This is a genomic window from Bradyrhizobium sp. USDA 4501 (genome assembly GCF_054062115.1).
This window is the reverse complement of the sequence record NZ_JBSSEX010000001.1, coordinates 5,478,560-5,504,219: the sequence shown is the minus strand read 5'-3', so window position 1 is coordinate 5,504,219 and position 25,660 is coordinate 5,478,560. Positions and strand designations below refer to the sequence as shown.

Here is a 25,660-nt window from a genome sequence, read left to right as displayed (position 1 = left end):
GGGATTTTAAAGCATGATCCGGAAAAGTGGAAACCGGTTTTCCTCGGGACCAGTGCCGCGTGCCGCGCGCGAAATCACACTTGGGCGACGAAATGCGATCACGAGGCGGCGCCATGATTTCGAGTTTTCGCGGCGCCGTCAGTCGATGTCGTCGAGCGTGGCAAACAGGGTGCGCCGCGATGCCCACGCGGTGATCGCCGCGATCAGCACCGCCTGCATCGCCAGCACCAGATAGCCCGACGGACGCAGCGAGAACGTGCCGAGCAGGGCCGCGAACTGGTCGCCCACCGGCGTGCCGGAGAACCAGTTGGCGATCGACTCGGAGAAGCCGAACGCCAGCATCGCCGCACCGCCACCGATCAGCCCGCCTTCGAGGCCGAGCCGAAGGAAATGCCGCAGGAAGCGGTTGGCGATGAAGCTGTCGCCGGCGCCGACAAAATGCAGCACCTCGACGATCGGGCGGTTGGCGGCCATCGCGCCGCGGGTCGCGAACGACACCGAGATGATGGTTGCGATGATCACGAGGATGAGGATGCCGACGCCGGCGAACGTCGTGGCGCCGGTCATCGAGCGCATGCGCTCGATCCAGGCGCGGTGATCGTCGACGCTTGCGGTCGGCGCCGCCTGCGTCACCCGCGCGCGTAAGCCGGCGAGATCGAGCGTGGTGCCGGGCTGCACCCGCGCCACGATGACGCGCGGCACCGGCAGTTCGTCGATCGAGAGCCCGCTGCCGAGCCACGGCTCCAGCAGCTTGGCGGATTCCTCCCTGCTGAACGGACGGACCTCGAGAATGCCGGGCTGCGCCCGCATCGCGTCCACCGCGGCCTGCGCGTCGCGATCGAGGTCGCGGCCCGGCGAGGGGCGCACCTGGATGGTGATCTCGCTCGATACTTCCGACTGCCATTCGGCGGCTGACGCGCTGACCAGCAGCACGGTGCCTGTCGTCAGCGAGGCGAGGAAGGTCATGATCGCGACGACCGCGACCAGTGCACGGCCCGAAATCGACGCCCGCGGCACGATCGGCGACATGTTGCGCGCAGTGGCCGGGACCTGCGGGCGTTCGCGCCCGAGATCGACCAACGACACTTTCTCGTCGCCGCTCCTATTCATAGATGTGCAGCCGTCCCTGATGCAGCACCAGCCGCCTCGCTTCGTATTGATCCATCAGCGTGATGTCGTGGGTCGCGATGATGACCGCGGTGCCGGATTTGTTGAGCTCGATGAACAGCCGCAGCAGGCGGCGCCCGAGCGTCGGATCGACGCTGCCGGTCGGCTCGTCCGCCAACAGCAGTTGCGGCCGCGAGATCACCGCGCGCGCGATCGCGGCGCGCTGCTTCTCGCCGCCCGACAGGATCGGCGGCAGCGCGTCCATGCGCTCGCCGAGGCCAACCCATTTCAAGAGATCGATCACCTCGCGGCGATAGCTCGATTCCTCGCGGCCCATCACGCGGAACGGCAGCGCGACGTTCTCATAGGTGGTCATGTGATCGAGCAGGCGAAAATCCTGCAGCACGATGCCGATCCGCTTGCGCAGGTCGGCGACCTGATCCTTGCTCAGCAGCGAGACGTCCTTGCCGAACAGATTGACCAGCCCGCGGGTCGGCCGCAACGACAGGAACAACAGCCGCAGCAGCGAGGTCTTGCCCGCGCCCGACGGCCCGGTGAGGAACTGGAACGAGTGCGCCGGGATCATGAACGAGAGGTCGCGCAAAATCTCCGGGCCGAGCCCGTAGCGCAGACCGACATTTTCGAACCGAACCAATGCGCTAGCTCCGTTCGAGAGGGCCGATGGCCCAATACCCTACACCGACGGCGAAGACGGCCCGAACCCCGGCCGAGCGCCCGCGAACCGCACAGAAAGCTTGTGCTTCGGTTATGGTTTCCGATTCGTTAACGGTCGCTAAGTAGCATCCGGGCATCCACACGGTGGAGATTCGGCCTCCATGCATATTGTCTGCCCGCATTGTACAACATCCTACGCCATCAATCCGGCCACCCTTGGCGAGGCCGGACGTACCGTCCGTTGTTCCCGCTGCCGGGAGGTCTGGCTGGCCCGGCCGGAGGACGCCGTCGGGGCGACCGCGCCCACTCTGGCCTATCAGTCCGCCGGATCCGACCTCGCCGCCGAATGGGAGGCCATGGGCCGGGAGGAGGCTGACGCGACCCCGATGGTCGAGAGCCCCTCGATTTCGGCCGATTTGCCCACCGAGGGCAGCGACGCCGACACGGAATGGCCGGCGCTGGCCGAGGCGGATGCCGCGGCCCATGCCGACGCCGGGGACGCGGGAACCAGGGGCCGCTTCCGCCTGCCCCGGCTTCCCCGCCTGTTCCGGCTGCCCGCCCTGCCCCGAATTCCGTTCATGCCGGTAATCGGTGCCCTGCCGACCACCTGCGGCGCCATGGCCGCGCTGATCATCGCGCTGTTCGTCTGGCGCAACGACGTGGTGCGGCTGCTGCCGCAGACCGCGCTGTTCTACAAGATGGCCGGGCTCGACGTGAATCTGCGCGGGCTCGCCTTCAAGGATCTCAAGATCACCAACGAGACCGTGGACGGCAAGCCGGTGCTGGTGATCGAGGGCATGATCGTCGGCCAGACCAGGAAGCCGGTCGAATTGCCGCGGCTGCGCTTCTCGGTCCGCGACGCGCAAGGCGCCGAAATCTATGCCTGGAACGCCGTGCTGGAGCAGCCGGTGCTCAATCCCGGCGAGCGGGCCTTCTTCAAGTCGCGCCTCGCCTCGCCGCCGCCCGAAGGCCGCAATATCGACGTACGCTTCTTCAACAAGCGTGATCTCACCGGCGGCCGCGCGTGAGCCGCCGGCCAACTCCATCGGGAACCGACCAATCACCATGACGCGTGTTCTGATCGCCGACGACGAAGACTCAATGCGCTCGCTGGTGGCGCGCGCCATCGCCATGGACGGCCACGAAACCGTGACCGCGCAGGACGGCGCCGAGGCGCTGGAGGTGCTGACGCGCGACGAAGGCGCGTTCGACCTTCTGCTCACCGACATCCAGATGCCCGTGATGGACGGCATCGCGCTGGCGCTGACCGCGGCGCGCGACTTCCCTGCGCTGAAGATCCTGCTGATGACCGGCTTCGCCCATCAGCGCGAACGCGCCTCCGGCCTCGAGGCGATCGTGCATGACGTGGTGACGAAACCGTTCTCGGTGGCCGATATCCGCACCGCAGTCGCGGACGCGCTGGCGGCGCGGAAGGCCGGCTAGTGTGCTGAATGCGAAGTTCGTGCGATTTCGCGGCAGCCACTTTCACGAACTTCGCATTCATAAAGCACACTAGAATCATCAGTTTGCTAGTGTCCTTATCGAATCCGAAGTTCGCTCCGAAGATGGGGCAAATGATGCGAACTTCGGATTCGGGACACTAGGGTTATGAGCTCAACTCGGAAAGCATGCCCGGGCGGTCAGCGTCACCGGGGACAGATTGAGAAATTGCGCAAATTGAAATGCATAACTCGCGCTGACCACGTTGCCGCAGGCTGACGTGGAATAGGTGAATGTCTGCGCCGGGAGCGTGAGGCCGAACGCCTGCTGCGCGGCGTAATTCGTGATGGCGCTCCCGCTCGGACAGAGCGTGCTGTTGACGGTCGCGCAACGCGCCGCCATTTCGGTGCCGTGCTGCAGCCCGAGCTGAGTCCAGAACAGCAGTCCGAATTCGATGATGCCAAATATGAACAGGAAGAACACGGGAGCGGTCAGGGCGAATTCCAGCGCGGAGGCCCCTCGATTGTCCCGCCATAGCGGTGTGAGTTTCACTGCAGCCTCGCAGTGGACTGGGCGCTATAGGTGTAGGAGGCCGCCACAATCTGATAATTGATCAGCGTGTAGTAGGTCCCTTGCGCCGAAACCATGGCATATGTTCCGGCCTGCGCGCCGCTGGGGCAGACCGCACCGCAACTGACGGTGCTGACCCCCGAACTGGTCGGGCACCCGCAAAACTGGTACGGCTTGGGCGAAGCATTGATGGCTGTGGAATTCGTGGCGGCTGTTACGGCGCTGGTGACGCCAGTCTCGTCAAAGCCGCGCACGATGGCGTATTGCGCTCCCGCCTGCGCGGCATTCTCGACCTGCATCTTGCGATAGAGCGCGAGTCCGATGTCGGTTACCGAGACGACCATCAGGGACAGCAACGGGATCATGATCCCGAATTCGATGGCCGCGACGCCGCCCCTGTCGTGAACGGCGGTGCGCACAAGCCGCGTCAGAGAGAAAACCAATCGACCACGGCTGTTGGATGAGGATCTCTGGATTTGCATCGGGGCCAACCTCACTCGATGAGTTGCGCGGTTTGCGTGCCTATCGTCGCGGTGCCGAGCGCCGAACAATTGACCTGAAGGTTCGACGTGCCGCTGAACGTCAGCGTGTCCGCGATGATCTTGGTGCATGATGTGCTTGTGCCGTTGCCACCGCCGAAGCTGAGGTCGGCCTTCGGCAGGTAGATGGCGCCGCCGAAGTTCTGGGTGGCACCACCCGTGAGATTAAAGGTAGTCCCGGCCGGCATGTTGCGGTCGCCATACATGACGATGCCCTTCGTGGAGCCGGAGGTCGGCGCCGTCAGATCGACGATGGCGTTGCTGCCGATCGAAGCCGTGCCCCACTTGCTTCCCGAGCCCGTAAAGACCAGGGTCACGCCGCTGCCCGTGATGGTGGCGTTGCCCGCGACGCTCAAGTTCGAGCCGTCCAGGTAATAGATGCCTGGATCGAGGTTCAGCGTTGCGCCGGCGTTCACCGTAATGCTGCCCGAGTAGCAGCCGGGGCTGAGGGAGTTCGTCTTTCCGTTGGAATTGACCGTAATCTTGGCGTTCGTGCAGCTCGGCTTCGACGGCGGAGAGACGTTCGCATACGGGTCAGCCATTGGCTTCACATGCGTCTTGACGCCGTTGGTGGCCGTGATGTTGCTGGTGCCGGAGACGTCGCCGACGACGCCGACCTGATTGGCGGCGACCGTCGCGCTGCCGGCCACGTTGAGCGATGGGCTTGCACCCGAGTTGCTGTAAAGGTTGCACTTGATCAGGTTGAGCTGGTTGCCGCCGCTCACGTTGACCGCGGGACTGGCGCTGGCGTTGAGCGCAAGCACGCAGCCCGTCCCGGAATTCGGCAGCGCGACCGCGCGCGCGGTGACCGGCACCGGGGCCGAGCCGAACAAGGCTGACAGCAACCGCTGTTGCGGTTGGCTCACGATGACTTCGACCGCCTGCAGGTTCGACGTCTGACTGCCGGTCTTCGGCGGTTGATTCACCCTGACCGTGACGTTGTTCGCCCCGTTCGCGTAACCGTAGTTTGCCGTGACCGCATTGGCTTCGGACAAAAGGTCGGCGCCTGCACTTGCCGCCGTTGCGGCGCTCACCGCGCCGGAGTCGGCGGCACTCTGCATGTTCTTATGTTTGTAGTACCACCATCCCACTTCGGTACCCAGCCCTGCCGTGCCGACCAGGACCGGCATGAGCAGCGCTGAAATGATCACATAGCTGCCCGACTGGTCTCGAACGAATTGTCGAACCAAGCTGGTCTGATGTTGGTGCCGGCGAGTAATACCCAATGGCCGGTATGACGATGCAATGAATAAACGGCTGTGCCTCATGTGCTCTCCTGAGACGCTTGCCAATTTTCCGAAGTAAGGTGACGCAAGCGACTTAAATGCGCACCAACGGGAACCCGACAATTTTAGGAAAATTGTGCGCAACGGGCGGACGACACCCGGTCCCGATCGCACCGATTGGAATACGGGGCGCGTAGCCCGCAGAAGCTGACGTCCGCTGGCTTACGACCGTCGTGCAGATTCCGCGTCATTCCAGTGGAAGCGCGGCATACAGGTCGCCGTGGCCGTTCGATTCAAAGCGCCGATGTCTAGTGAGTAGGCACGAGCTTTCACGGATGACGACAGTCGAAGGACGAGGCGCTCAATAATCCTTCAGCAGCCGCTCGATGTAGTCGAGCTCGATCTGCGGCCGCGACGGATCGGCGAGGCGGCGGCGCAGCTCTTCGAGGATGCGGCGGACGCGCTGCACGTCGATCTCGCCGGGGATCTTCACCGTGTAGTCGTCGCCGAATTCCCGGCCATGCAACGGGCGGCCGAGCGGATCGGTCTGGTTGCCGCCGCTCTGCTGGCGGCCGGCGCGGTTGCCGGGGTTGTCGCCCGGCTGGTCGCCATCGCCCTGCTGCATCGCGTCGGCGAGGCTCTGGGCGCCCTTGCGCAGCGCATCCAGCGCACGGCCCTGCGAATCCACCGCGCCGTCGGCATTGCCCTCGCCGAGCCGCCCGGAGGCATCGCCCATCGCGGAATCGGCCTGGTCGAGCCCGTCATCGCCGTCATCGCCCTGGTCGCCGCCTTGATCGCCCGGCTGCGCCTGGTCGCCCTTCTGACCCTGGCCTTTCTGGCCCTTCTGGCCGCGCTGGTCCGGTCCCATGCCGCGCTTGGCGAGTTCTTCCTGCAGCTTCTTCAAGCGGTCGCGCAGCGCCTGCTGGTCCTGCTGCAGGTCGCCCATCGACTGCTCGCCCTGCTTGCCGCGCATGCGGTCGCGGCGGGAATCCTGGCCCTGCTTGAAGGTCTTGTCGCGCAATTGCTGCTGCTTGCGGATCATGTCGCCGAGCTCGTTGAGCGACTGCTGCATGTCGTCGTCGCCCTGATTGGGCTGCGCCATTTGCAGGTTTTCCAGCATCTGCTGCATCTGCTCGAGCAGCTGCCGCGCCGCATCCTTGTCGCCGGAGCGTGACAGCCGCTCCATGCGATCGAGCATGTTCTTGAGATCCTGCTGGCTCAGCACCTTGGCATTGGGATCGAGCGGCCGGGCGAGCTGCTGCGGATTGTTGCGGAACTGCTCGACCATCTGGCGGAGGAAATTGTCCAGCGCGGCGCGCAGATTGTCGGTGAGCTTCTTGATCTCCTCGTCGGTCGCGCCGCGCTCGAGCGCCTGCTTGAGCGCGTCCTGCGCCGCGCGCAGCGCCTTGTCGACGTCCGAGATATTGCCGTCCTCGATGGTGACGGCGAGCGACCACAGGCTGGCGACCACCTCGCGCAATTGGTCGTCGGTGCGCGCCGCCTCAAGCTGCCGGCTCACGGTGTGCAGGCCAAGGTAATAGCCGGTCTCCGGCATGAACATTTCGGGCGCGATCATCAGCGCCTCGAGCGCGGCGAACACCTGGCCGTTCTGGTTGGCGTCGAGCGCCAGGATACGGCGCTGCTCGATCAGCGCGCGCGCCAGCGGCTTGGTGAACAGGCGCTCCGGCAGCCGCATGTTGAACGGCTCGCTCTTGCCCTCATTGCCGGCCTCGTCCTTGGCCGTCAGCGTCAAGGTCACGTCGGCGCCGGCATAGGGATCCTCACTGAGGTCCTTCACGGTCTGGCCGACGCCGTTGCGGGTGCGCGCATTCGGCAGCACCAGCGCGAATTGCGGCGGCTCGAACAACGGCCGTGGTTGCGCCGCCTTGCCGTCGGCATCCTTCTTGCCGTCAGCCTCCTTCGGCGCATCGGTCGGCCGCACCGCGAATTGCGCGCGCGCTTCGCTGACGCCGTAATCGTCCTCGAGCCGGTAGGACATCTGCAGCGCGCCGCGCGCCTGCCGCTCCGGATCCTTGGCGAGCGCAATCGACGGCGGGCGGTCCGGCGTCGCGGTGAATTTCCACTGCGGCTGGCCGGCCGGCGCACGGACATGCGCGGTGCCGTCGCCGGTGATCTTGAAATGCCGCTCGTTGGTGCCCCTGGGCGCCTGCCCGTCCGGCGCGACCTCGGTAACACCGCCACCGACGACGACGTCGATGCTGCCGCCGCTGGAGCGCACCAGGAGCGTGCTGCCGGCCGGAACCGCGAGCGGGGTGGTGTCCGCCGCGTTGGCGTCCTTGTTGGCGTTGGACAGAATGATCGGCGGCTTGCCGGTGTAGTTGGGCGGCGTCACCCAGGCATCGACCCGGATATTGGCCGGCGCCATGATGCCGTTCCAGTCGAATGCGGAGGCGACCCGCAGGCCGCGCTCGTCGCCGGCGGCGACATAGCTCGCGACCAGCATCACGATGACCAGCGCGCGCAGCGCCCAGGGGTCGTGCAGCGACACGCGCGGCCGCGGCAGCCCGGCGCGGATGCGCTTGATCGAGGCCAGCGTGCGCTCGCGCTGCGCCTGCCACAGCGCCAGCGCAAACGGGTCCTTGTTGGTGAGCGTGTCGGAGAGCGTGGTCGCCGGACGATGGCGAATGCCGGCGCCGCGGTCGAGCCGGCTCAGGCCCTCCTCGCGGCTCGGCCAGCGGAAGCGCACCAGCGGCGACAGCGCCGCGAGCGCGGCAATCGCGAACAGGCCGGCACCGGCCACGCGTGCGACAAACGGCAGCACCAGCCACAACCCGGCCCAGGACGCGACCAGGAACAATCCTGCGACCGTCAGGAACCGGGCCAGATGCGGCCAAGCCCGTTCCCACCCAATCGCGAACCTTGCCCGCTGCAGAGCCTCTGTCAGTTTCAGCCGCGCGATCGCATCGCTGTCGCGGACGGCGCGTGACGGGTCAGAGGGGTCGATGTTGGCTCCGCTCAATAAAATCTCCGGGGTAGCCGGCAGGTCAGCCTAGCACGGCGGCGGCTTTGAGGCACCCGTTCCAGGCAGTAACCCACACCGGGAAATACGCATAACACGAAGGCGTGACTGCGGCGGTTCGACCCCGTAACGTCCCGGCCGAACCATCGCATTAACGCATGAGGAACGCGATATGGACCAAAAAACGCACGACAAGGGGCTCGAAATCCGCAAGGCGGTGCTGGGCGAAGCCTATGTCAACAATGCGCTGAAGAATTCGGACAGCTTCAACAAACCATTCCAGGAACTGGTCACCGAATATTGTTGGGGCGCGGTCTGGGGCCGCGAGGAACTGCCGCGCAAGACCCGCAGCATGCTCAACCTCGCCATGATCTCGATCCTGAACCGGCCGCACGAATTGAAGGCCCACATCAAGGGCGCGCTGACCAACGGCGTATCCCGCGACGAAATCCGCGAGATCTTCATGCAGGTCTCGATCTATGCCGGCATCCCCGCCGGCGTCGACAGCTTCCGCATCGCGCGCGAGGTGTTCGCCGAACTCGACAACAAGGCGTGAGCGAGCTCCACTCGTTGTCGTCCCGGCCAAGCGAAGCGCGAGCCGGGACCCATAACCACAGGTCGTCGTGGTTACGACGGCTGTGGCCCCGACTGCACCAAACAACTTAGTCCTGGGGTTATGGGTCCCTGCTTTCGCAGAGACGACATCGTGTGGGAGGCGCGCATATCGCGCACAACGACATAGAGGAAACGACTCATGGAAATCGGATTCATCGGCCTCGGGAAGATGGGCTTCCCGATGGCACGCCGGCTGATCGAGGCCGGCCACAAGCTCACCGTGTTCGACACCAGCAAGGACGCGCTCGACAGGCTGGTCGCACTCGGCGCGGTGGCCGCAACCTCGCCCAAGGACATCGCCGACCGCGTCGAGACCGTGATGGCGAGCCTGCCCTCGCTGCAGGCCTCACTCGAGGTGGCGACCGGCGCGGGCGGCGTGATCGAGGGCACGCGCGTCAAACGCTTCATCGACCTCTCCACCGTCGGCTCGCGGATGGCGGTGAAGATCCACGAGCTGTTGGCCAAGAAGAACATCGTGCAGATCGACAGCCCGGTCTCCGGCGGCGTCGCCGGCGCCGAGAAGGGCACGCTGGCAGTGATGGTGTCGGGCCCGCGCGCCGATTTCGAACTGGTGAAGGGCGCGCTCGACGTCATCGGCAAGGTGTTCTTCATCGGCACCAAGCCGGGCTCCGGCCAGACCATGAAGCTCGCCAACAACTTCCTGTCGGCGACCGCGATGGTGGCGACCTCGGAGGCTGTTGTGATGGGCGTCAAGTCCGGGCTCGATCCGGCCGTGATGATCGACGTCATCAATGCCGGCTCCGGGCTGAACACCGCGAGCCGCGACAAGTTTCCGCGCTCGGTCTTGCCGCGCAGCTTCGACTTCGGCTTCGCCACCGGCTTGATGGTGAAGGACGTGCGGCTTGCGGTCGAGGAAATGCGCGCGCTCGGGCTGTCGATGGAAGTCGCCGAGGCGGTCGGCCGGCTCTGGGAAGTCATCATCCGCGACGAGGGACCGGAGTCGGACTTCACCGCGGCGATCAAGCCGATCGAGAAGGCCGCGGGCGTGATCGTCGGCGGCGGCAAGGGCGGCGCGCACGCCGCGAAGTAACGCTCTCGCCGAAATAAACGCTGTCGTCCCGGGCAAGCCAACGGGTCGGCGCGAAGCGCCGCCCGATGACAGGCTCCGCGCGACCCGGGACCCATCACCACAGCACTTCGTGGTTTAGCTGAGCTGCGGCCCCAGCTCAGGACAACAATCAGGAGCGGTGGTTATGGGTCCCTGCTCCCGTGCGCAATTGCGCACTAGGCAGGGACAACACCGTTAGTGAAGCGCGACACCGGCCATCACAGCCACGGCGCCGGCTTGTCCATCGCGATCAGGGCGTCGACGTCGATGCGCGGGCGGACCACGGCGTACTGGTCGTCTTTGACCAGCACTTCGGGCACCAGAGGCCGCGTGTTGTAGGTGCCGGACTGCACCGCGCCGTAGGCGCCGGCGGTCATGATCGCCAGCAGATCGCCGGCCTTCGGCTGCGGCAGCGCGCGATCGAGCGCGAGGTAATCGCCGGTCTCGCAGACCGGGCCGACTACATCCGCGACCATGGTCGGGGTGCCGGGCGCGGGCTGGCGCACCGGCAGAATGTCGTGATGCGCTTCGTACAGCGTCGGCCGGATCAGGTCGTTCATCGCCGCGTCGATGATGACGAAGTTCTTGGCATCGCCCGGCTTCACATGGATCACGCGGGTGACGAGGATGCCGGCATTGCCGACGATCATGCGTCCCGGCTCGAACATCAGCGTGCAGCCGAGATTGTGCGTGACGCGCTTGACCATCGCCGCATAGGCGTCCGGCGCCGGCGGCGCGGCGCGATCCATGTAGTAGGGGATGCCGAGGCCGCCGCCGAAATCGATATGCGAGATGTCGTGGCCGTCGGCGCGCAGCGTCTGCACGAATTCGGCGAGCAGCCGGAAAGCGACCTCCAGCGGGCCGAGATCGGTGATCTGGCTGCCGATATGCACATCGGTACCGGTGACCTTGATGCCCGGCAGCTTTGCCGCGCGGGCATAGACCTCGCGGGCGCGGGCGATCGGAATGCCGAACTTGTTCTCGGACTTGCCGGTCGAGATCTTGGCATGGGTGCCGGCATCGACATCGGGATTGACCCGCACCGAGATGCGGGCCGTCTTCTTCATCTCGACCGCGAGACGCGACAGCATCTCGAGCTCCGGCTCGGACTCGATATTGATGCAGAGGATGTCAGTTGCGAGCGCGGCGCGCAGCTCGCCTTCGGTCTTGCCGACCCCGGAGAACACGATCTTCGAGGGCGGAATGCCGGCCGCCAGAGCCCGCTTCAACTCGCCGCCGGATACCACGTCGGCGCCGGCGCCGAGCTTGGCCAGCGTGCGCAGCACCGACTGATTGGAGTTCGCCTTCATGGCGTAGCAGACCAGCGCCTTCTCGCCGGCGAAGGCTTCGGTGAAGACGCGGTAGTGACGCTCCAGCGTCGCGGTCGAATAGCAATAGAACGGCGTGCCGACGGCCTCCGCCAGCTCAATGAGATTGACCGCCTCGGCATGCAGCACGCCGTTGCGATAGTCGAAATGGTTCATGACACGCTTTTAAATACTAATTGCCGAGCAGCGGATCGAGGAGGAAGGGCCGTTTATTGCCTCGCGGCGCGGCCGGCGCGGCCTCCGAGCCATAGGTCGGATTGAACACGCTGGGCTGCGCCGCCCGCTCGCTCTCGGTGTCGCTCGGTGCCGCGCCCGGCGCGACGTTCGCGGTCGGCGGCAGGTCGAGCGGTCCCTTGCGGCCGCAGCCGCCGAGCGCCAGCGCGGATACGCCCAGCACAATGATGGCCCATCCCGAGGGGGTCAGGCGGTTCTTGCTAATCACGACGAATTCCCCAATTCGGGCGGCACCATACAAACATTGGCGTGCTCTGGCGAGAGGCGGAGCGCCATGAAATCACGGCCAAATTTTCCGGTTCAGCCCAATTTTCGCTCTTTTTCCAGCCGCTTGGCCCAGGCCTTGGCCTGCGCCATCACATTCTTCGGCGCCGTGCCGCCAAACGAGGTCCGGCTCTGCACAGAGGATTCGACGCTGAGCACCCTCAGCGCGTCGGCCGTGATCTTCGGCTCAACCTCCTGCATGGCCTTGAGCGGCAGCTCGTGCAGCGCCACACCCTGCTTCGATGCCAGGCCGACGATGCGCCCGGTAACGTGGTGGGCGTCACGGAACGGCATTTTCAGGGTGCGGACCAGCCAGTCGGCGAGGTCGGTCGCGGTGGCATAGCCCTCGCCGGCGGCGGCCTTCATCCTGGCCTCGTCCGGCACCAGGTCCTCGACCATGCCTGTCATGGCGCGAATTGCCAGTGACAGCGCCTCGAAAGCCTCCATCGCGCCCTGCTTGTCCTCCTGCATGTCCTTTTGATAGGCGAGCGGCAGGCCCTTCATCACGATCAGCAGCGCGGTGAGCGCGCCGATCACGCGGCCGGTCTTGGCACGCACCAGCTCGGCCGCGTCCGGATTGCGCTTCTGCGGCATGATCGACGAGCCGGTGGTGAACTTGTCGCTGAGCTTGACGAGGCCGACCAAGGGCGAGGTCCAGATCACGATCTCCTCGGCGAAGCGCGACATATGCACTGCGCAGATCGCGGCCGCCGACAGCGTCTCCAGCACGAAATCGCGGTCGGATACCGCGTCGAGCGAATTGGCCATCGGACGGTCGAAGCCGAGCGCCTTTGCGGTCGTGGCGCGGTCGATCGGAAACGAGGTCCCGGCGAGCGCGGCCGCGCCCAGCGGCGATTCGTTCAACCGCTTGCGCGCGTCGGCGAAGCGGCCGCGGTCGCGGCTGGCCATCTCGACATAGGCTAGGAGATGATGACCGAAGGTCACGGGCTGCGCGGTCTGCAGATGGGTGAAGCCCGGCATCACCGTGCCGGCATGCTCCAGCGCGCGGGCGACCAGCGCCTGCTGGAACGCGGCCAGCGCCGCATTGGTCTCATCGATGGTGTCGCGGACATAAAGCCGGAAATCGGTCGCGACCTGGTCGTTGCGGGAGCGCGCGGTGTGCAGCCGGCCCGCCGCGGGCCCGATCAATTCGGACAACCGCGACTCGACATTCATATGAATGTCCTCGAGCGCGCGCTTGAAATCGAAATCGCCCTTGCCGATCTCTGACAAAATCGTGTCTAGACCTTTGCCGATATTTTTCGCATCAGCGGACGTGATGATGCCCTGCGCAGCGAGCATCGCGGCGTGGGCCTTGGACGCGGCAATGTCCTGGGCATAAAGGTGACGATCGACGTCGATGGAGACGTTGATTTCCTCCATGATCGCGTCGGGACGTTCCGAGAAGCGGCCGCCCCACATCTTGTTGCTCATGACATCTCGCTCACGAATTCGTATTTCAGCCTTGCGGTTTCATGGCCGGAGGCGGCGAAACAGCACCGCAGTTCCGGTCGTATTCCCGGCACTGCTTAGCCACATCGACCCAGGATGACAAACGATATGCCCGAGACGACCCAACCCAACCCGACCGCCAGGCCGACCGCCAAGTGGCGCATCCCGCTGGTGATCGGCGCCGTGCTGGCCGGGGCTGTGATCGGCTATGCGGGGGTCTCCAGCCTCAAGCATCCCGCGGGCGGCGATATCGCCTGCAACAGCGCGGTGGCTCTTGCGAAGAAGATCGCCCCGCTTGCCCACGGCGAGGTCGCGGCGCTGACCATGGCGACCACCCCCTTGATGCTGCCCGACCTGACCTTCGAGGACGCCAACGGCCAGCCGAAGAAGCTCTCGGACTGGCGCGGCAAGACCGTGCTGGTCAATTTGTGGGCGACCTGGTGCGTGCCCTGCCGCAAGGAAATGCCGGCGCTCGACAGCCTGCAGACCAAGCTCGGCGGCAAGGATTTCGAGGTGGTCGCGATCAACATCGACACCCGCGACCCGGACAAGCCGAAAAACTTCCTGAAAGAGGCCAATCTGACCAGTCTCGGCTATTTTTCGGATCAGAAAGCCAAGGTTTTTCAGGATCTTAAGAACATAGGCAAGGCGCTGGGCATGCCGACCTCGGTGCTGGTCGACGGCAAGGGCTGCGAAATCGCCAATATCGCCGGTCCCGCCGAATGGGCGAGCGACGACGCGATCAAGCTGGTGAAGGCCGCGCTGCAGCCAGCCGCAGCCGGGTTCTGATCAGGCGACGGTGTCGAGGTTGTCGCCGATGCCGGGCGACAAATTCGCGGTGGAAGGCGTGCCGAGCAGGGTCTGAACCGCGAACTTCTCGGCGTCGAGGTTCTGCTTGGTCACGCGGGTTGCGATCTCACCCTGCAGACTACCCTGCTGCATCGACAGGATGCTGGTGACCATGCTCATCATGTCCATACGCGGCACTCCCAAAACTGGGGTTTGAGGTAACGCGCGAAAGTTAATGCTTGGGTAATCGATGGCCGCGTCAGGCTGACGCATCGTCCGCTTCATGGCGCAAGAGGTCGCCGGGCTGGCACTTCAGGTAAGTGCAGATCCGCTCCAGCGTATCGAAGCGGACACCCTTCACCTTGCCCTGCTTGAGCAGGGACAGGTTGGCCTCGGTGATCCCGACATATTCGGCAAGCTCCTTCGATTTCACGTTGCGCTCGGCGAGCATCACATTCAGCCTGACCCGGATCGGCATCGCGAATGCCTCAGACGAATTGCGCGTGCTCATCGGCGATCGCATTGGCCTCGGCCATCACCCAGGCCGTGACCGCGACCAGGCCGGCGAACAGCAACGCGAGTAGCGTGTCGGACCCGAACGCGACGACGATGGATTTGCCCTGCGCGTAGGTTTGCCAGCTCAGCAGGATCGAGAGCAGCGCGCCGATCAACGGCTTGAGCAAGGTCGAAACCAGCATCGCGATCGCAAGGTCGCGCAACCTCGCCACGTTGTCGGCCGTGAAGAAGCGCCCCTGCGCGAACGCATTGAAGCAGCCGCGCACGCGCGACAATCCCCAGATCAGACCGGCGAGCGGCAACGCCGAGACCGCGAGGCCCATCAGCCGCACCAGCCAGCCGACAGGATGGAACGCGATGCCGGTCAGCCCGGCGTCGCGCAGGATCGCTTGATCCGGGCTCGCCACCCAATAGGCCAGCAATCCAACAGCAAGCAGGAGCGAAATGCCGATGCAGGCGTAGGCGAGCACGCGGCTGACCGCGCGGATGCGTTCGAGGCGCGTTGGCCGTGCGGATCGGGAAAGCTCTGACGAGAGGGACGCGGACATGCTCGACCTTGATGGTTGTTGACCTTATATTATTGTTTTACGATAATTAATATCTGCAAGTCAACATACATCGAAAGGCCAATTCATGCTGAACCGCCCGAGCCGCGCCATCTGCGCCCTCCTCCTGTTGACGACAGCCGCGCACGCTCAACCCTCGACATCGCGTGGGCAAATCTCCGTCGCGCAAGTCAGGGCCATGCTGGATCAGGCCGCCACCAATCCGACCGCGCGGCAGGCCCTGACGGCCTATCTGGCCGGCGCCGGCGAAACCACCGGCTGGCTGCTCGATGCAGCGCACGGCGTGCCACCCTGCGCCCGACGGCTGACGCTCGACGCCCAGCAGGCCCGTGACGCGATCGCCGGCGCGGCAACCACCGCTGCGACCGAGACACCGGCAACGCCGCTGATCATCCGCGACATGCTCAAGCGCGCCGGCTGCCGTCTGACAGAATGAACAGCCGCTCAGGCCGCGTTCGCCGCGAAGGCGGCGCCGAGGGTGCGCAGCGCCTGCCGTGTCCGCGCATCGGACAGTTTTGAGTGAAGCATGACGTCGCGGGACGGCAATGGCGGCAGGCCAAGCCGCGGCCCGAGATCGACGGTGTCCGCCGGCGCCACCCGGCGCGCCAGCGCCGCGACCGCAAGGCCAGCGGAGATCGCAGCTCCGATCGTCGACAACCCGCCGCCGACGAATGCCTCGGTCCAGGCGATGCCGGCGGCGTCGAGCGCTTCGACCGCCATGGCACGCACGCTGCACGGCTCGGCTTGCGTCGCGAGGCGCAACGGCTCGCCCGGTCGATGGTGAAAATCGGGTGCGGCCATCCAGCCGAACGGCTCTTCGAACAGCACGTCGCCATCGCGGCGCTTGGCGTCGTGGCGGAGCACGATCGCAGCATCGAGCCTGCCGTCGTCGAATGCGCTAAGCACCGAACGCGACGTGTCGACGTGCAGCTGGATCACCAGCCCGGGATCGGTGCTGTTCATCCGCTTCAGCAGCGAGGCGAGCTCCGAGCCGACGATGTGGTGGCTGATGCCGACGACCAGCCGCCGATGCTCGACGGCAAACGAGTTGATCGCCGATTGATGCGCGGCCACCAGATTGCGCGCGGCGCCGAGGAAGGCGGCACCTTCAGCTGACAGCCGAACCAGCCGCGGCGTTCGCTCCAGCAACCGTCGGCCGAGGCCGTCTTCCAGACGCCTGATCTTCAGGCTGACCGCGGACTGCGTGGTCTCCATCGCCTGCGCCGCGCGCGTGAAGCTGCTGAGATCGGCCACCAGGACGAACGCCTGGACCGCCTCGAGGTCGAGCGCCTTCATGGTCATTCATTTAAATATGAAATCATTGAAATGCTTTATCATACCGTTTTTCAATGAACAAGGAGCCTCTAGGATCGGCGGCACGTCACGCCACCAGGAGAGCCACCATCATGCCGCTGACCCGCGTTTCATTGCGACGGGGCAAGCCCGCCGCCTACCGCAAGGCCGTTCTCGAAAGCCTTTATCGCGCCATGCGCGAGACCTTCGACGTGCCGGAAGGCGATCGCTTCATGACAATCTCCGAGCACGATGACGATGATTTCCTCTATGGTGCCGACTATCTCGGCATCAGGCGCCGCGATGATCTGATCATCATCCAGATTACTGTCAGCAATACCCGCCCGGTGGCGCAGAAGCAGAAGCTCTATCGACGGATCGCGGAACGGCTGACCGAAAGCCCCGGCCTGCGCGCCGAGGACATCTTCATCAACCTTGTCGAGGTGCTCCCCGAGAACTGGCAACGGTGAGGCGCAATACGTCCGATGACCGCTGCACCGCTTCTCTCACCGCGCATGAGCGGCATCACGGCATCGCCCGCATCAGTGCTGCGCCGCCGCGCCCGCGAACTGCGAGCTGCCGGGCGCGACATCATCGAGCTGTCGTCGGGCAATCTGGACTTCCCGACACCGGACCATGTGATCGCAGCGGCGCATGCAGCCGCATTGCGCGGCGAAACCCGTTACACCGATGTCGACGGCACGCCGGAACTGAAGCGGGCGGTGCAGGCCGCGCTGCTGCGCGACCATCATCTCGACTACGGCCCGGACGAGATCGTCATCACCAACGGCTCGACGCAGGCGCTGTTCAACGCGCTGCTGGCGACCCTGGCGCCCGACGACGAGGTCATCATCCCCGCGCCCTATTGGGCGCCCTATCTCGATCAGGTACGGCTGGCCGGTGCGGCGCCGGTGGTGGTGCCGTGCGCGCAGAACAAAGGCTTCAAGCTGCGCGCGGAGGATTTGCAGGCGGCGATCTCGGCGCGAACCCGCTGGATCATCGTCAACAATCCGGTCAACCCATCCGGCGCGCTGTATTCGCGTGATGATCTGTCCGAGATCGCCACGGTCCTGCTACGGCATACGGACATCTGGGTGCTGGCCGACGGGCTCTACGAGCACATCGTGTTCAACGGATCTCCGGCGCCGACGCTTGCGGAAATCGAGCCGCGCCTGAAGCCGCGGACGCTGACCGTCAGTGGCCTCGCCAAGAGCTACGCCATGATGGGATGGCGCATCGGCTATGCCGCCGGACCCGCGGCGCTGATCCGCGCGATGATCACGATCCAGTCGCAGACCACGTCCGGCGCGTCGTCGATCAGCCAGGCCGCGGCAATTGCCGCGCTCGACGGCGCGCAGGATGTGCTGCTTGCGCGTGCCGCCATCCTGCGCGCCAAGCGTGACCGCTTTGCCGAACTCGTGAACGAATGCGCCGGGCTGTCCTGCACACCGCCGGAAGGCACGTTCTATCTGCTGGTCGCCTGCGCCGGCATAATCGGCAAGCGCGCGCCCGACGGCAGAGTGATCCGGACCGACCGCGATTTCTCGGCCTATCTGCTCGAGGCGGCCGACGTGGCAGTGTTTCCCGGCGAGGATCTCGGGCTGTCGCCCTATATCCGCCTCAGCTTCGCCAACCCGTCATCGACCATCGAGGAGGCCGCAAGGCGGCTGAAGCGCGCCTGCGCGGCACTGCAATGACGCCTCACGGACGGACCCCGCGCCTCGCGCTGACAGCACATCTGCTCGGACTTGGAACGGGTGTGACGATGATTGTCGGTCTGGTGCCCGCGACGCTTGCGCTGCTGCGGGCACTGATCTGAAGACGCGACGATTACCGCGTCGGGATCGGCTTGTCGCCGCGATAGTCGTAGAAGCCGCGCTGGCTCTTGCGTCCGAGCCAACCGGCCTCGACATACTTCACCAGCAGCGGACACGGCCGGTACTTGGAGTCGGCCAGCCCCTCGTGCAGCACCTGCATGATCGACAGACAGGTGTCGAGGCCGATGAAATCGGCGAGCTCGAGCGGGCCCATCGGATGGTGCGCGCCGAGCTTCATCGCGGCATCGATCGCCTCGACGTTACCGACGCCTTCATACAGCGTGTAGATCGCCTCGTTGATCATCGGCAACAGGATGCGGTTGACGATGAAGGCGGGGAAATCTTCCGACACCGCGACCTGTTTGCCGAGCTTGGCGACGAACGCCTTGGCGGTGTCGAAGGTCATGTCGTCGGTGGCGATGCCGCGGATCAACTCGACCAGTTCCATCGCCGGCACCGGATTCATGAAATGAATGCCGATGAACTTCTCCGGGCGGTCGGTCGAGGCGGCGAGCCTTGTGATCGAGATCGACGACGAGTTGGTCGCGACGATCGCCTCCGGCTTCAGTACCGCACAGACCTCGTGGAAAATCTTGCGCTTGGTCTCTTCCTTCTCGATCGCGGTCTCGATCACGAGATCGCAATCGGCGAGCGCGTCGAGCGACTCGGCGGAGGCGATGCGGTCGAGCGCCTGCTTGCGGTCGCTCTCGCTGATCGCCTTCTTCGCGACCTGCCGGGTCAGATTGCCGTTGATGGTCGCCAGCGCCGACTTCAGCCGGTCGCCGGACACGTCATTGAGCACCACGTCGAAGCCGGCCAGCGCCGCCACATGGGCAATGCCATTGCCCATCTGGCCCGAACCGATCACGCCGACCTTTTTGATTGCCACCGTCATCTTGTCATCCACCGGAACGGCGCGCACATCGCGCCTGCCCAATTCCAACGATACCCGAAGTAAAGCCTTCCGGGTTGCCCAATCCGCCAGAAAACGTTTCCCGGGACCATGATGTGATGACAGGTCATCATACCCGGGTCCCATTTTCCCCCGTCGAGCACGATCCTTTCGGAAAAACGTTTCCGGATCATTGCCTCGAAAATAATAACACCGGCCGGAGCTTACCCACCCGGCCGGTGTCTTGTCGCTTACTTTCCGAGCTTGCCGAGCGCTTCGGTGAGCTCCGGAACCGCCTGGTAGAGGTCGGCGACCAGGCCGTAATCGGCGACCTGGAAGATCGGCGCGTCCTCATCCTTGTTGATGGCGACGATCACCTTGGAGTCCTTCATGCCGGCCAGATGCTGGATCGCGCCGGAGATGCCGACCGCGACATAAAGTTCCGGAGCCACCACCTTGCCGGTCTGGCCGACCTGCCAGTCGTTCGGCGCATAGCCGGCATCGACCGCGGCGCGCGAGGCGCCGACGCCGGCGCCGAGCTTGTCGGCGAGCGGCTCGATGTACTTGGCGAAGTTCTCGCGGCTCTGCATGGCGCGGCCGCCCGAGACGATGATCTTGGCCGAGGTCAGCTCGGGACGGTCGCTCTTGGCGACTTCCTCGCCGACGAACGTCGACAGGCCGGGATCGGCGGCCGCAGCGGCGTTATCGATCGCAGCGCTGCCGCCTTCGCCGGCGGCGGCGAAGGTCGAGGTGCGCACCGTAATCACCTTCTTGGCGTCCTTCGACTTCACGGTCTGGATCGCGTTGCCGGCATAGATCGGCCGCTCGAAGGTGTCGGGGGCGACGACCTTGATGATCTCGGAGACCTGCATGACGTCGAGCAAGGCCGCGACGCGCGGCATCACATTCTTGAAGCGCGAGGTCGCGGGCGCGACGAACGCGTCATAGCCAGGAGCCAGCGCGACGATCAGCGCGGCCAGCGGCTCGGCAAGGTCGTGTTCATAGGCCGGGCCTTCGGCCACCAGCACCTTGGTGACGCCGGCAAGCTTGGCGGCTGCTTCCGCCGCCGCCTTGGTGCCCTGGCCGCCACCGGCAACCAGCACATGGACATCGCCGCCGAGCTGGCTCGCCGCGGTCAGCGCCTTGTTGGTCGCGTCCTTCAGCGTCTCGTGGTCGTGTTCAGCAATCAACAGCGTCGTCATCAGAGAACCCCGGCTTCGGTCTTGAGCTTGTTCACGAGTTCGGCGACGTCCTTGACCTTGACGCCCGCCTTGCGGCCTGCCGGTTCCGCGGTCTTCAGCACTTCCAGACGCGGCGTCACATCGACGCCGTAGTCAGCGACGCTCTTGTCGTCGATCGGCTTCTTCTTCGCCTTCATGATGTTGGGCAGCGACGCATAGCGCGGCTCGTTCAGGCGCAGGTCGGTGGTGACGATCGCCGGGCCCTTGAGCTTGATGGTCTGCAGGCCGCCGTCGACTTCGCGGGTGACCTTGAAGTCGGATCCTTCGACCTCGAGCTTGGAGGCGAAGGTCGCCTGCGACCAGCCGAGCAGCGCGGCCAGCATCTGGCCGGTCTGGTTCGAGTCGTCGTCGATCGCCTGCTTGCCGAGAATGACGAGGCCGGGCTGCTCCGCCTCGACCACCGCCTTCAGGATCTTGGCAACCGCGAGCGGTTCGACATTGCCTTCGGCCTTGACCAGGATGCCGCGGTCGGCACCCATCGCAAGTCCGGTGCGAATGGTCTCGGAGGCCTGCGCGGGTCCGATCGACACCACCACCACTTCGGTCGCCTTGCCGGCTTCTTTCAGCCGCAGCGCTTCCTCGACGGCGATTTCGTCGAACGGGTTCATCGACATCTTGACGTTGGCGAGCTCCACGCCCGTCCCGTCACTCTTGACGCGGACCTTGACGTTGTAGTCGACGACCCGCTTTACCGGCACAAGAACCTTCATCGATCCTCTTTCGCTTTGATTTTATGGGTTTCGGTTGGCTGGCGCGGAACCTAAAGGTCCCGTTTCTCCCGGTCAACGCGCCAAAGCCAAAAAACCGTCCCCCGGTTTTGAACCAGTTTAGCGGTTCTGGCCCGGCACCCACAACACGTCTCCCGCTCCCTTACTGTTCTGGAAGCGGCTGGCAACGAACAGGAAATCCGACAGCCGGTTCATATACTGGATGCCAGCCTGATTGACCGGCTCGTCGGGTTGGGCGGCGAGTTCCACCATCATCCGTTCCGCGCGGCGACATATCGTCCGGGCGAGATGCAGATAGGCAGAGGCAGGCGTGCCGCCGGGCAGCACGAACGAGGTTAGCGGCGCGAGCTGGTCGTTCAGGCTGTCGATATCGCGCTCGAGCCGCTCGACCTGGCTTGCCAGCATCCGCAGACGTTCGGCCTTGCCCTCGCGTTCGGGCACCGCGAGGTCGGCGCCGAGATCGAACAGATCGTTCTGGATCCGGCCCAGCATCGCATCGACCTCGGGGCTGCCGGCAAGGTGCAGCCGCACCACGCCGATCGCGGCATTGGTCTCGTCGACCGTGCCATAGGCGGCAATGCGCAGATCGTATTTCGGCCGCCTCTCGCCGGAGCCGAGCGCGGTGGTGCCGTCATCGCCGGTGCGCGTGTAGATCCGATTGAGAACGACCATGGCAGGCTCCGGTGTTCGATGTTCGAGTCCACCACTCCGATCGGGAGAGGTGGAGAATAGCCCGACAAATCTACCTCACCTAGCGCCCCATCGCCCAGACCGCGAGCATTGCGATGACGATGGCGACGAACTGCAGCAGCACGCGCAGCCGCATCAGCTTCTGCGACGTGTTCGGCGAGCCGCCCTTCATCATATTGATGAGGCCGAGCAGGAGCACCAGCGCGACGGCGCCGACGGCGATGGGAAGAATGATCGTGCTGAGGAGAGATGTCATTTGCGGTACATAACACCGCAGGACGCGGACTTCCACACAGCCCGGCCATGCAACCAACTGGCTTTTCAGCGCGTAATATCAGATGCTGGGTCGGTTCTCGGGCCGAGCGGTTTTCGACAATGCCGGGTGGAATGTGAAGCAGCTTCGTTACGTCACCCACGTCGTGATGGATGCCTTTTACACGTTCCTCGCCGACGACGGCTGGGCGATCGCGAGCCACATCGCGCTGTCGACGCTGATGGCGCTGTTTCCGTTCCTGATCGTGCTGACCTCGGTGGCCGGCTTCTTCGGCTCCAAGCAACTCGCCGACCAGGCGGTCGGGCTGATGCTGCAGGTCTGGCCGCAGCAGGTCGCCGAGGCGCTGTCCGGCCAGATCCACGACGTGCTGACCAACACCCGCGGCGATATCCTGACCATCGGCGCGGTGCTCGCGGTCTACTTCGCCTCCAACGGCGTCGAGGCGCTGCGGGTGGCGCTGAACCGCGCCTACGCCGTGATCGAGCCGCGGCGCTGGTACTGGCTGCGGCTGGAGTCGATCGGCTACACGCTGGTCGCGGCGTTCACCTCGCTCGCGATGGCTTTCCTGATCGTGCTCGGACCGCTGATCATCGAGGCGGCGCGGCGCTATATCCCGTTCTTCGTCGAATCAAACGAGAGCCTGCTCAACACCGCCCGCTACGGCGTCACGATCCTGGCGCTGGTCGTCGCGCTCTTCATCCTGCACGCCTGGCTGCCGGCGGGCCGTCGCAGCTTCACGCAAATCCTGCCCGGCATCATCTTCACCATGGTGGCCTCGCTGCTCTCGGGCATCGGCTTCGGCATGTACCTCGCACGCTTCGCCAACAACTACGTCACGATGTATGCGGGGCTGGCCTCGGTGGTGATCGCACTGGTGTTCCTGTATTTCATCGCCGCGATCTTCGTGTTCGGCGGCGAGTTGAACGCGGCGATCATCAAGTCGCGGTTGCCGCACGGCGTGTCGCTTCATGCAGCGCAGTCGCGAGCGCCCGCGGGGACACAGGCTTGACCAGGAAGCCGTCTGCACCTGCAGCGCGCGCCGCGGCTTCGTCCTCGGCCCGGCCGGAAATCCCGACAATCATGATGCGACCGTGCGGCGGCGGCAGCGCGCGGATGCGCTTGATCGCCTCGATGCCGCCGATGCCGGGCAGCACCATGTCCATCAGCACGGCGTCGAAGGCGCCCTGCACGAGCCGGTCGGGCGCGGCCTCGCCCTGACCGACGAATTCGGCGTGGTGGCCGAGCTCGGTCAGGATCGTGTTGAGCACGACGCGGCCGAACGGATTGTCCTCGACACTGAGCAGCCGCAGCCCTTGCGACAGCAGCGCCGCCGCGCTCTCGCCGGAGGCGGTGCCGGCCGGCCCTTCGGCGGGCGCCAGCTCCACCTTGAGCGTGAAGGTGGTGCCCCCGCCGGCGCGCCGGTCCGCGACGATGTCGCCGCCCATGGCGCGCGCGAGCTGCCTGACGGACGACAGGCCGAGCCCGGCGCCGCCGAACCGCGCGGCGATCGAGACGTTGGCCTGCGAGAACGGCCGGAAAAGGCGCTTGACCTCCGATAGCGACAGGCCGATGCCGCTGTCGGAGATCGCGAACGCGACGCCGATCTTGTCGCCCGACCTTGCCTTGACCATGCCCACCGGCACGATACGCAGCTCGATGCTGCCCTGCTCGGTGAACTTCACCGCGTTGTCGATCAGATTTTCCAGCGCCGCGCGCAGACGGACGGGATCGCCGACCGCGAAGGCAGGCAACTGGTCGGAGACCTCGACGGAAGCCTGCAGCCCCTTGGCCGCCGCGCGGCCGGCGAGCGAATCCGCTGCGTGACGCGCCAGCGTGCGCAGGTCGAAGAAATCCTGCCGGATCTCGAGCCCCGGCCCCTCGCTCCGGGCGGCGTCGACGAACAGGGTCGCAAGGCTCGCCAGATGCTCGGCGCCGGCCTTGATGGTGTCGACCCAGCGCCGCTCGCGCTCGCCGAGATCGGATGTCGCGAGCAGATTGCTGATCGCAAGGATTCCGGTGAGCGGCGTCCGCACCTCATGGGCAAAGGCGGCAAGTGCAGTATCGACCATGCCGGGACCGGCCTTCGGGGCCGGCTTCGGCACGGCCCGCTTGCGGCGCGGCCTGGCGGCCACCTTGGCGGCGCGGACCTTGGCCGTTCGCGTCTTGGCGGCACCTGTCTTGGCAGTTCGTGTTTTGGCAGTTCGTGTCTTGGCAGCACGCGGTTTGGCGGCGCGCGCCTTCGGCGGCGTCCTTTTGGAAGGCCGCTTGCTGCGCCGTGCGCGCGATTTTGACGCCATGGTCTCCGTGATCCCCGCCCCGGTCAACAACATGGCATGCCAGGCGGGCCGGAGTCACGGCGACGTTTACGGCGCGCCTGCGCAAAACGCCATGATGCGATCAAATGGCCAAAATCTACTGCAAACCGACCAGGCGGCGGATATCGGCCGGGCTCGCCCCAGCCGCCCGCAATTCGCGCAGTCCGGTCGCCTGGGTCGATTTCGACAGCTTTTGGCCGGCCGCGTCTCGGATCAGCCGGTGGTGCCGGTAGTTTGGCGCGGGCAGGCCGAGCAGTTCCTGCAACAGCCGATGCACGCTGGTCGACCAGAACAGGTCAACGCCCCTGACGACATCGGTAACGCCCTGCAGGGCGTCATCGATCACGACCGAGAGATGGTAGCTGGTTGGGGTCTCCTTGCGCGCCAGGATCACGTCGCCCCAGGCCTCAGGCCGGGCCACGACGTCTCCGCTCTCGCCAGCCGGCCCCTCGCCCGCTTCCAGCCAACGCAGCTCACCGGCGCGCGCGCGGGCTGAGGCCATGTCGAGCCGCAACGCGAACGGCACACCCTGCCCGATCAGCCGGTCGCGCGCCGCGGCCGACAGCGATTTGGCCAGCCCCGGATAAAGCGGCACGCCGTCCAGATCGCGCGGCCACGCGCCGCCGGCCTCGCGCTCCGCGACCAGCCGCGCGATCTCGGCCCGGCTTTCGAAGCTCGGATAGACCAGCGGCTGGGCCGACAGGCGGTCGAGCGCCGCGCCATAGGCGGCGAAATGCTCGGACTGCCGCCGCACCGGGGTCTCCCAGGCGATGCCGAGCCAGGCCAGATCCTCATAAATCGCCTGCTCGAATTCCGGCCGGCAGCGCGTCGCGTCGATGTCCTCGATCCGCAGCAGCAAGCGTCCGCCCGACTGCCGCGCGAGGTCGTGGTTGAGCAGCGCCGAATAGGCGTGGCCGAGATGCAGGTAGCCGTTCGGACTCGGCGCGAAGCGGAAAACGGGTGGCATGGTCATCGGTCACGCGTCATGGCCGGGCTTGCCCCGGCGACTCTGGTTCATGCGCCCGGACAAGACTCTGTTA

29 protein-coding genes are annotated in these 25,660 nt (G+C 65.5%); 9 read left to right on the top strand and 20 right to left on the bottom strand.

Annotated features, from left to right (window positions below):
- Positions 1–138 precede the first annotated feature (138 nt).
- Both ACVWZM_RS25080 and ftsE read right to left on the bottom strand, forming a co-directional pair.
- On the bottom strand, positions 139–1,110 hold the full coding sequence (locus ACVWZM_RS25080; protein WP_057017877.1) for a cell division protein FtsX: 972 nt from the start codon (positions 1,108–1,110) through the stop codon (positions 139–141).
- The gene (gene ftsE / locus ACVWZM_RS25075) at positions 1,103–1,762 is read right to left on the bottom strand and encodes a cell division ATP-binding protein FtsE (protein ID WP_016845305.1); all 660 of its coding nucleotides are present in this window, start codon (positions 1,760–1,762) and stop codon (positions 1,103–1,105) included. The genes ACVWZM_RS25080 and ftsE overlap by 8 nt, the downstream gene beginning before the upstream one ends.
- A 181-nt stretch (positions 1,763–1,943) precedes the next feature.
- Here ftsE and ACVWZM_RS25070 point away from each other — a divergent pair, with 181 nt between their 5' ends.
- Positions 1,944–2,810 carry an MJ0042-type zinc finger domain-containing protein gene (locus ACVWZM_RS25070; protein WP_229189167.1) on the top strand — a complete coding sequence of 289 codons (867 nt, stop codon included), beginning with the start codon at positions 1,944–1,946 and terminating at the stop codon, positions 2,808–2,810.
- 37 nt (positions 2,811–2,847) lie between these two features.
- Positions 2,848–3,225, top strand: a complete 378-nt coding sequence (locus ACVWZM_RS25065) for a response regulator (protein ID WP_016845302.1) — start codon at positions 2,848–2,850, stop codon at positions 3,223–3,225.
- A 171-nt stretch (positions 3,226–3,396) separates the two neighbouring features.
- On the opposite strand, the gene ACVWZM_RS25060 is transcribed toward ACVWZM_RS25065, so the two are convergent.
- From ACVWZM_RS25060 to ACVWZM_RS25045, 4 genes are all read right to left on the bottom strand, one after another.
- Positions 3,397–3,774, bottom strand: coding sequence for a TadE/TadG family type IV pilus assembly protein (locus ACVWZM_RS25060; protein WP_225164603.1), 378 nt, complete (start codon positions 3,772–3,774; stop codon positions 3,397–3,399).
- Positions 3,771–4,211 carry a TadE/TadG family type IV pilus assembly protein gene (locus ACVWZM_RS25055; protein WP_168857846.1) on the bottom strand — a complete coding sequence of 147 codons (441 nt, stop codon included), beginning with the start codon at positions 4,209–4,211 and terminating at the stop codon, positions 3,771–3,773. Before ACVWZM_RS25055 ends, ACVWZM_RS25060 begins: the two co-directional genes overlap by 4 nt.
- 74 nt (positions 4,212–4,285) lie before the next feature.
- Positions 4,286–5,599, bottom strand: coding sequence for a pilus assembly protein TadG-related protein (locus tag ACVWZM_RS25050; protein ID WP_233475675.1), 1,314 nt, complete (start codon positions 5,597–5,599; stop codon positions 4,286–4,288).
- Between the two features lie 319 nt (positions 5,600–5,918).
- Entirely contained in the window at positions 5,919–8,537 is a 2,619-nt protein-coding gene (locus ACVWZM_RS25045; protein ID WP_456855184.1) for a TIGR02302 family protein, read from the bottom strand.
- A gap of 172 nt (positions 8,538–8,709) precedes the next feature.
- Between ACVWZM_RS25045 and ACVWZM_RS25040 the strand changes: the two genes are divergently transcribed.
- Entirely contained in the window at positions 8,710–9,093 is a 384-nt protein-coding gene (locus tag ACVWZM_RS25040) for a carboxymuconolactone decarboxylase family protein (protein ID WP_018268955.1), read from the top strand.
- A 198-nt stretch (positions 9,094–9,291) separates the two neighbouring features.
- Positions 9,292–10,203, top strand: a complete 912-nt coding sequence (locus tag ACVWZM_RS25035) for an NAD(P)-dependent oxidoreductase (protein WP_253588807.1) — start codon at positions 9,292–9,294, stop codon at positions 10,201–10,203.
- A 236-nt stretch (positions 10,204–10,439) separates the two neighbouring features.
- Here ACVWZM_RS25035 and lysA read toward each other — a convergent pair whose 3' ends face one another.
- The 3 genes from lysA to argH form a co-directional block, all read right to left on the bottom strand.
- Entirely contained in the window at positions 10,440–11,705 is a 1,266-nt protein-coding gene (gene lysA / locus ACVWZM_RS25030; protein ID WP_057017759.1) for a diaminopimelate decarboxylase, read from the bottom strand.
- Positions 11,706–11,721: 16 nt separating this feature from the next.
- On the bottom strand, positions 11,722–11,991 hold the full coding sequence (gene lptM, locus ACVWZM_RS25025) for an LPS translocon maturation chaperone LptM (protein ID WP_057017758.1): 270 nt from the start codon (positions 11,989–11,991) through the stop codon (positions 11,722–11,724).
- Between the two features lie 92 nt (positions 11,992–12,083).
- Positions 12,084–13,481, bottom strand: coding sequence for an argininosuccinate lyase (argH, locus tag ACVWZM_RS25020; RefSeq protein ID WP_057017757.1), 1,398 nt, complete (start codon positions 13,479–13,481; stop codon positions 12,084–12,086).
- 126 nt (positions 13,482–13,607) lie between these two features.
- Here argH and tlpA point away from each other — a divergent pair, with 126 nt between their 5' ends.
- Positions 13,608–14,288, top strand: a complete 681-nt coding sequence (gene tlpA / locus ACVWZM_RS25015) for a thiol:disulfide interchange protein TlpA (RefSeq protein WP_168857833.1) — start codon at positions 13,608–13,610, stop codon at positions 14,286–14,288.
- Here tlpA and ACVWZM_RS25010 read toward each other — a convergent pair whose 3' ends face one another.
- The 3 genes from ACVWZM_RS25010 to ACVWZM_RS25000 all read right to left on the bottom strand — a co-directional run bounded on the left by ACVWZM_RS25010 (position 14,289) and on the right by ACVWZM_RS25000 (position 15,352).
- The gene (locus tag ACVWZM_RS25010) at positions 14,289–14,477 is read right to left on the bottom strand and encodes a putative motility protein (RefSeq protein WP_253625359.1); all 189 of its coding nucleotides are present in this window, start codon (positions 14,475–14,477) and stop codon (positions 14,289–14,291) included.
- Between the two features lie 70 nt (positions 14,478–14,547).
- Positions 14,548–14,766: a helix-turn-helix domain-containing protein gene (locus ACVWZM_RS25005; protein ID WP_057017783.1), complete on the bottom strand. Its 219-nt coding sequence runs from the start codon at positions 14,764–14,766 to the stop codon at positions 14,548–14,550.
- Between the two features lie 10 nt (positions 14,767–14,776).
- Entirely contained in the window at positions 14,777–15,352 is a 576-nt protein-coding gene (locus ACVWZM_RS25000) for a DUF2975 domain-containing protein (protein WP_063790103.1), read from the bottom strand.
- A 196-nt stretch (positions 15,353–15,548) separates the two neighbouring features.
- On the opposite strand from ACVWZM_RS25000, the gene ACVWZM_RS24995 reads away from it, so the two are divergent.
- Entirely contained in the window at positions 15,549–15,806 is a 258-nt protein-coding gene (locus ACVWZM_RS24995; RefSeq protein ID WP_092080523.1) for a hypothetical protein, read from the top strand.
- 8 nt (positions 15,807–15,814) lie between these two features.
- Here the strand turns inward: ACVWZM_RS24995 and ACVWZM_RS24990 are convergent, their stop codons facing one another.
- A complete protein-coding gene (locus ACVWZM_RS24990) occupies positions 15,815–16,666 on the bottom strand; it encodes a LysR substrate-binding domain-containing protein (protein WP_375166546.1) in 852 nt (283 codons plus the stop codon).
- A gap of 110 nt (positions 16,667–16,776) precedes the next feature.
- Between ACVWZM_RS24990 and ACVWZM_RS24985 the strand changes: the two genes are divergently transcribed.
- Positions 16,777–17,133, top strand: a complete 357-nt coding sequence (locus ACVWZM_RS24985; RefSeq protein WP_456855183.1) for a tautomerase family protein — start codon at positions 16,777–16,779, stop codon at positions 17,131–17,133.
- Between the two features lie 15 nt (positions 17,134–17,148).
- A complete protein-coding gene (locus ACVWZM_RS24980; RefSeq protein ID WP_456855182.1) occupies positions 17,149–18,360 on the top strand; it encodes a pyridoxal phosphate-dependent aminotransferase in 1,212 nt (403 codons plus the stop codon).
- Positions 18,361–18,493: 133 nt separating this feature from the next.
- Here the strand turns inward: ACVWZM_RS24980 and ACVWZM_RS24975 are convergent, their stop codons facing one another.
- The 5 genes from ACVWZM_RS24975 to ACVWZM_RS24955 form a co-directional block, all read right to left on the bottom strand.
- The gene (locus ACVWZM_RS24975; protein WP_076827506.1) at positions 18,494–19,375 is read right to left on the bottom strand and encodes a 3-hydroxybutyryl-CoA dehydrogenase; all 882 of its coding nucleotides are present in this window, start codon (positions 19,373–19,375) and stop codon (positions 18,494–18,496) included.
- A 248-nt stretch (positions 19,376–19,623) separates the two neighbouring features.
- A complete protein-coding gene (locus ACVWZM_RS24970) occupies positions 19,624–20,574 on the bottom strand; it encodes an electron transfer flavoprotein subunit alpha/FixB family protein (protein ID WP_057017750.1) in 951 nt (316 codons plus the stop codon).
- The gene (locus tag ACVWZM_RS24965; RefSeq protein WP_016845285.1) at positions 20,574–21,323 is read right to left on the bottom strand and encodes an electron transfer flavoprotein subunit beta/FixA family protein; all 750 of its coding nucleotides are present in this window, start codon (positions 21,321–21,323) and stop codon (positions 20,574–20,576) included. Before ACVWZM_RS24965 ends, ACVWZM_RS24970 begins: the two co-directional genes overlap by 1 nt.
- Positions 21,324–21,440: 117 nt before the next feature.
- Positions 21,441–22,013: a cob(I)yrinic acid a,c-diamide adenosyltransferase gene (locus ACVWZM_RS24960; RefSeq protein WP_456778834.1), complete on the bottom strand. Its 573-nt coding sequence runs from the start codon at positions 22,011–22,013 to the stop codon at positions 21,441–21,443.
- Positions 22,014–22,092: 79 nt separating this feature from the next.
- On the bottom strand, positions 22,093–22,287 hold the full coding sequence (locus ACVWZM_RS24955; protein ID WP_028340366.1) for a twin transmembrane helix small protein: 195 nt from the start codon (positions 22,285–22,287) through the stop codon (positions 22,093–22,095).
- A 166-nt stretch (positions 22,288–22,453) separates the two neighbouring features.
- Here ACVWZM_RS24955 and ACVWZM_RS24950 point away from each other — a divergent pair, with 166 nt between their 5' ends.
- A complete protein-coding gene (locus ACVWZM_RS24950) occupies positions 22,454–23,314 on the top strand; it encodes a YihY/virulence factor BrkB family protein (RefSeq protein ID WP_370143883.1) in 861 nt (286 codons plus the stop codon).
- Here ACVWZM_RS24950 and ACVWZM_RS24945 read toward each other — a convergent pair.
- The gene (locus ACVWZM_RS24945) at positions 23,241–24,602 is read right to left on the bottom strand and encodes an ATP-binding protein (RefSeq protein WP_168857828.1); all 1,362 of its coding nucleotides are present in this window, start codon (positions 24,600–24,602) and stop codon (positions 23,241–23,243) included. The two genes, ACVWZM_RS24950 and ACVWZM_RS24945, sit on opposite strands and share 74 nt — an antisense overlap.
- A gap of 115 nt (positions 24,603–24,717) precedes the next feature.
- The gene (gene gluQRS, locus ACVWZM_RS24940) at positions 24,718–25,587 is read right to left on the bottom strand and encodes a tRNA glutamyl-Q(34) synthetase GluQRS (protein ID WP_456856771.1); all 870 of its coding nucleotides are present in this window, start codon (positions 25,585–25,587) and stop codon (positions 24,718–24,720) included.
- Positions 25,588–25,660: the final 73 nt, after the last annotated feature.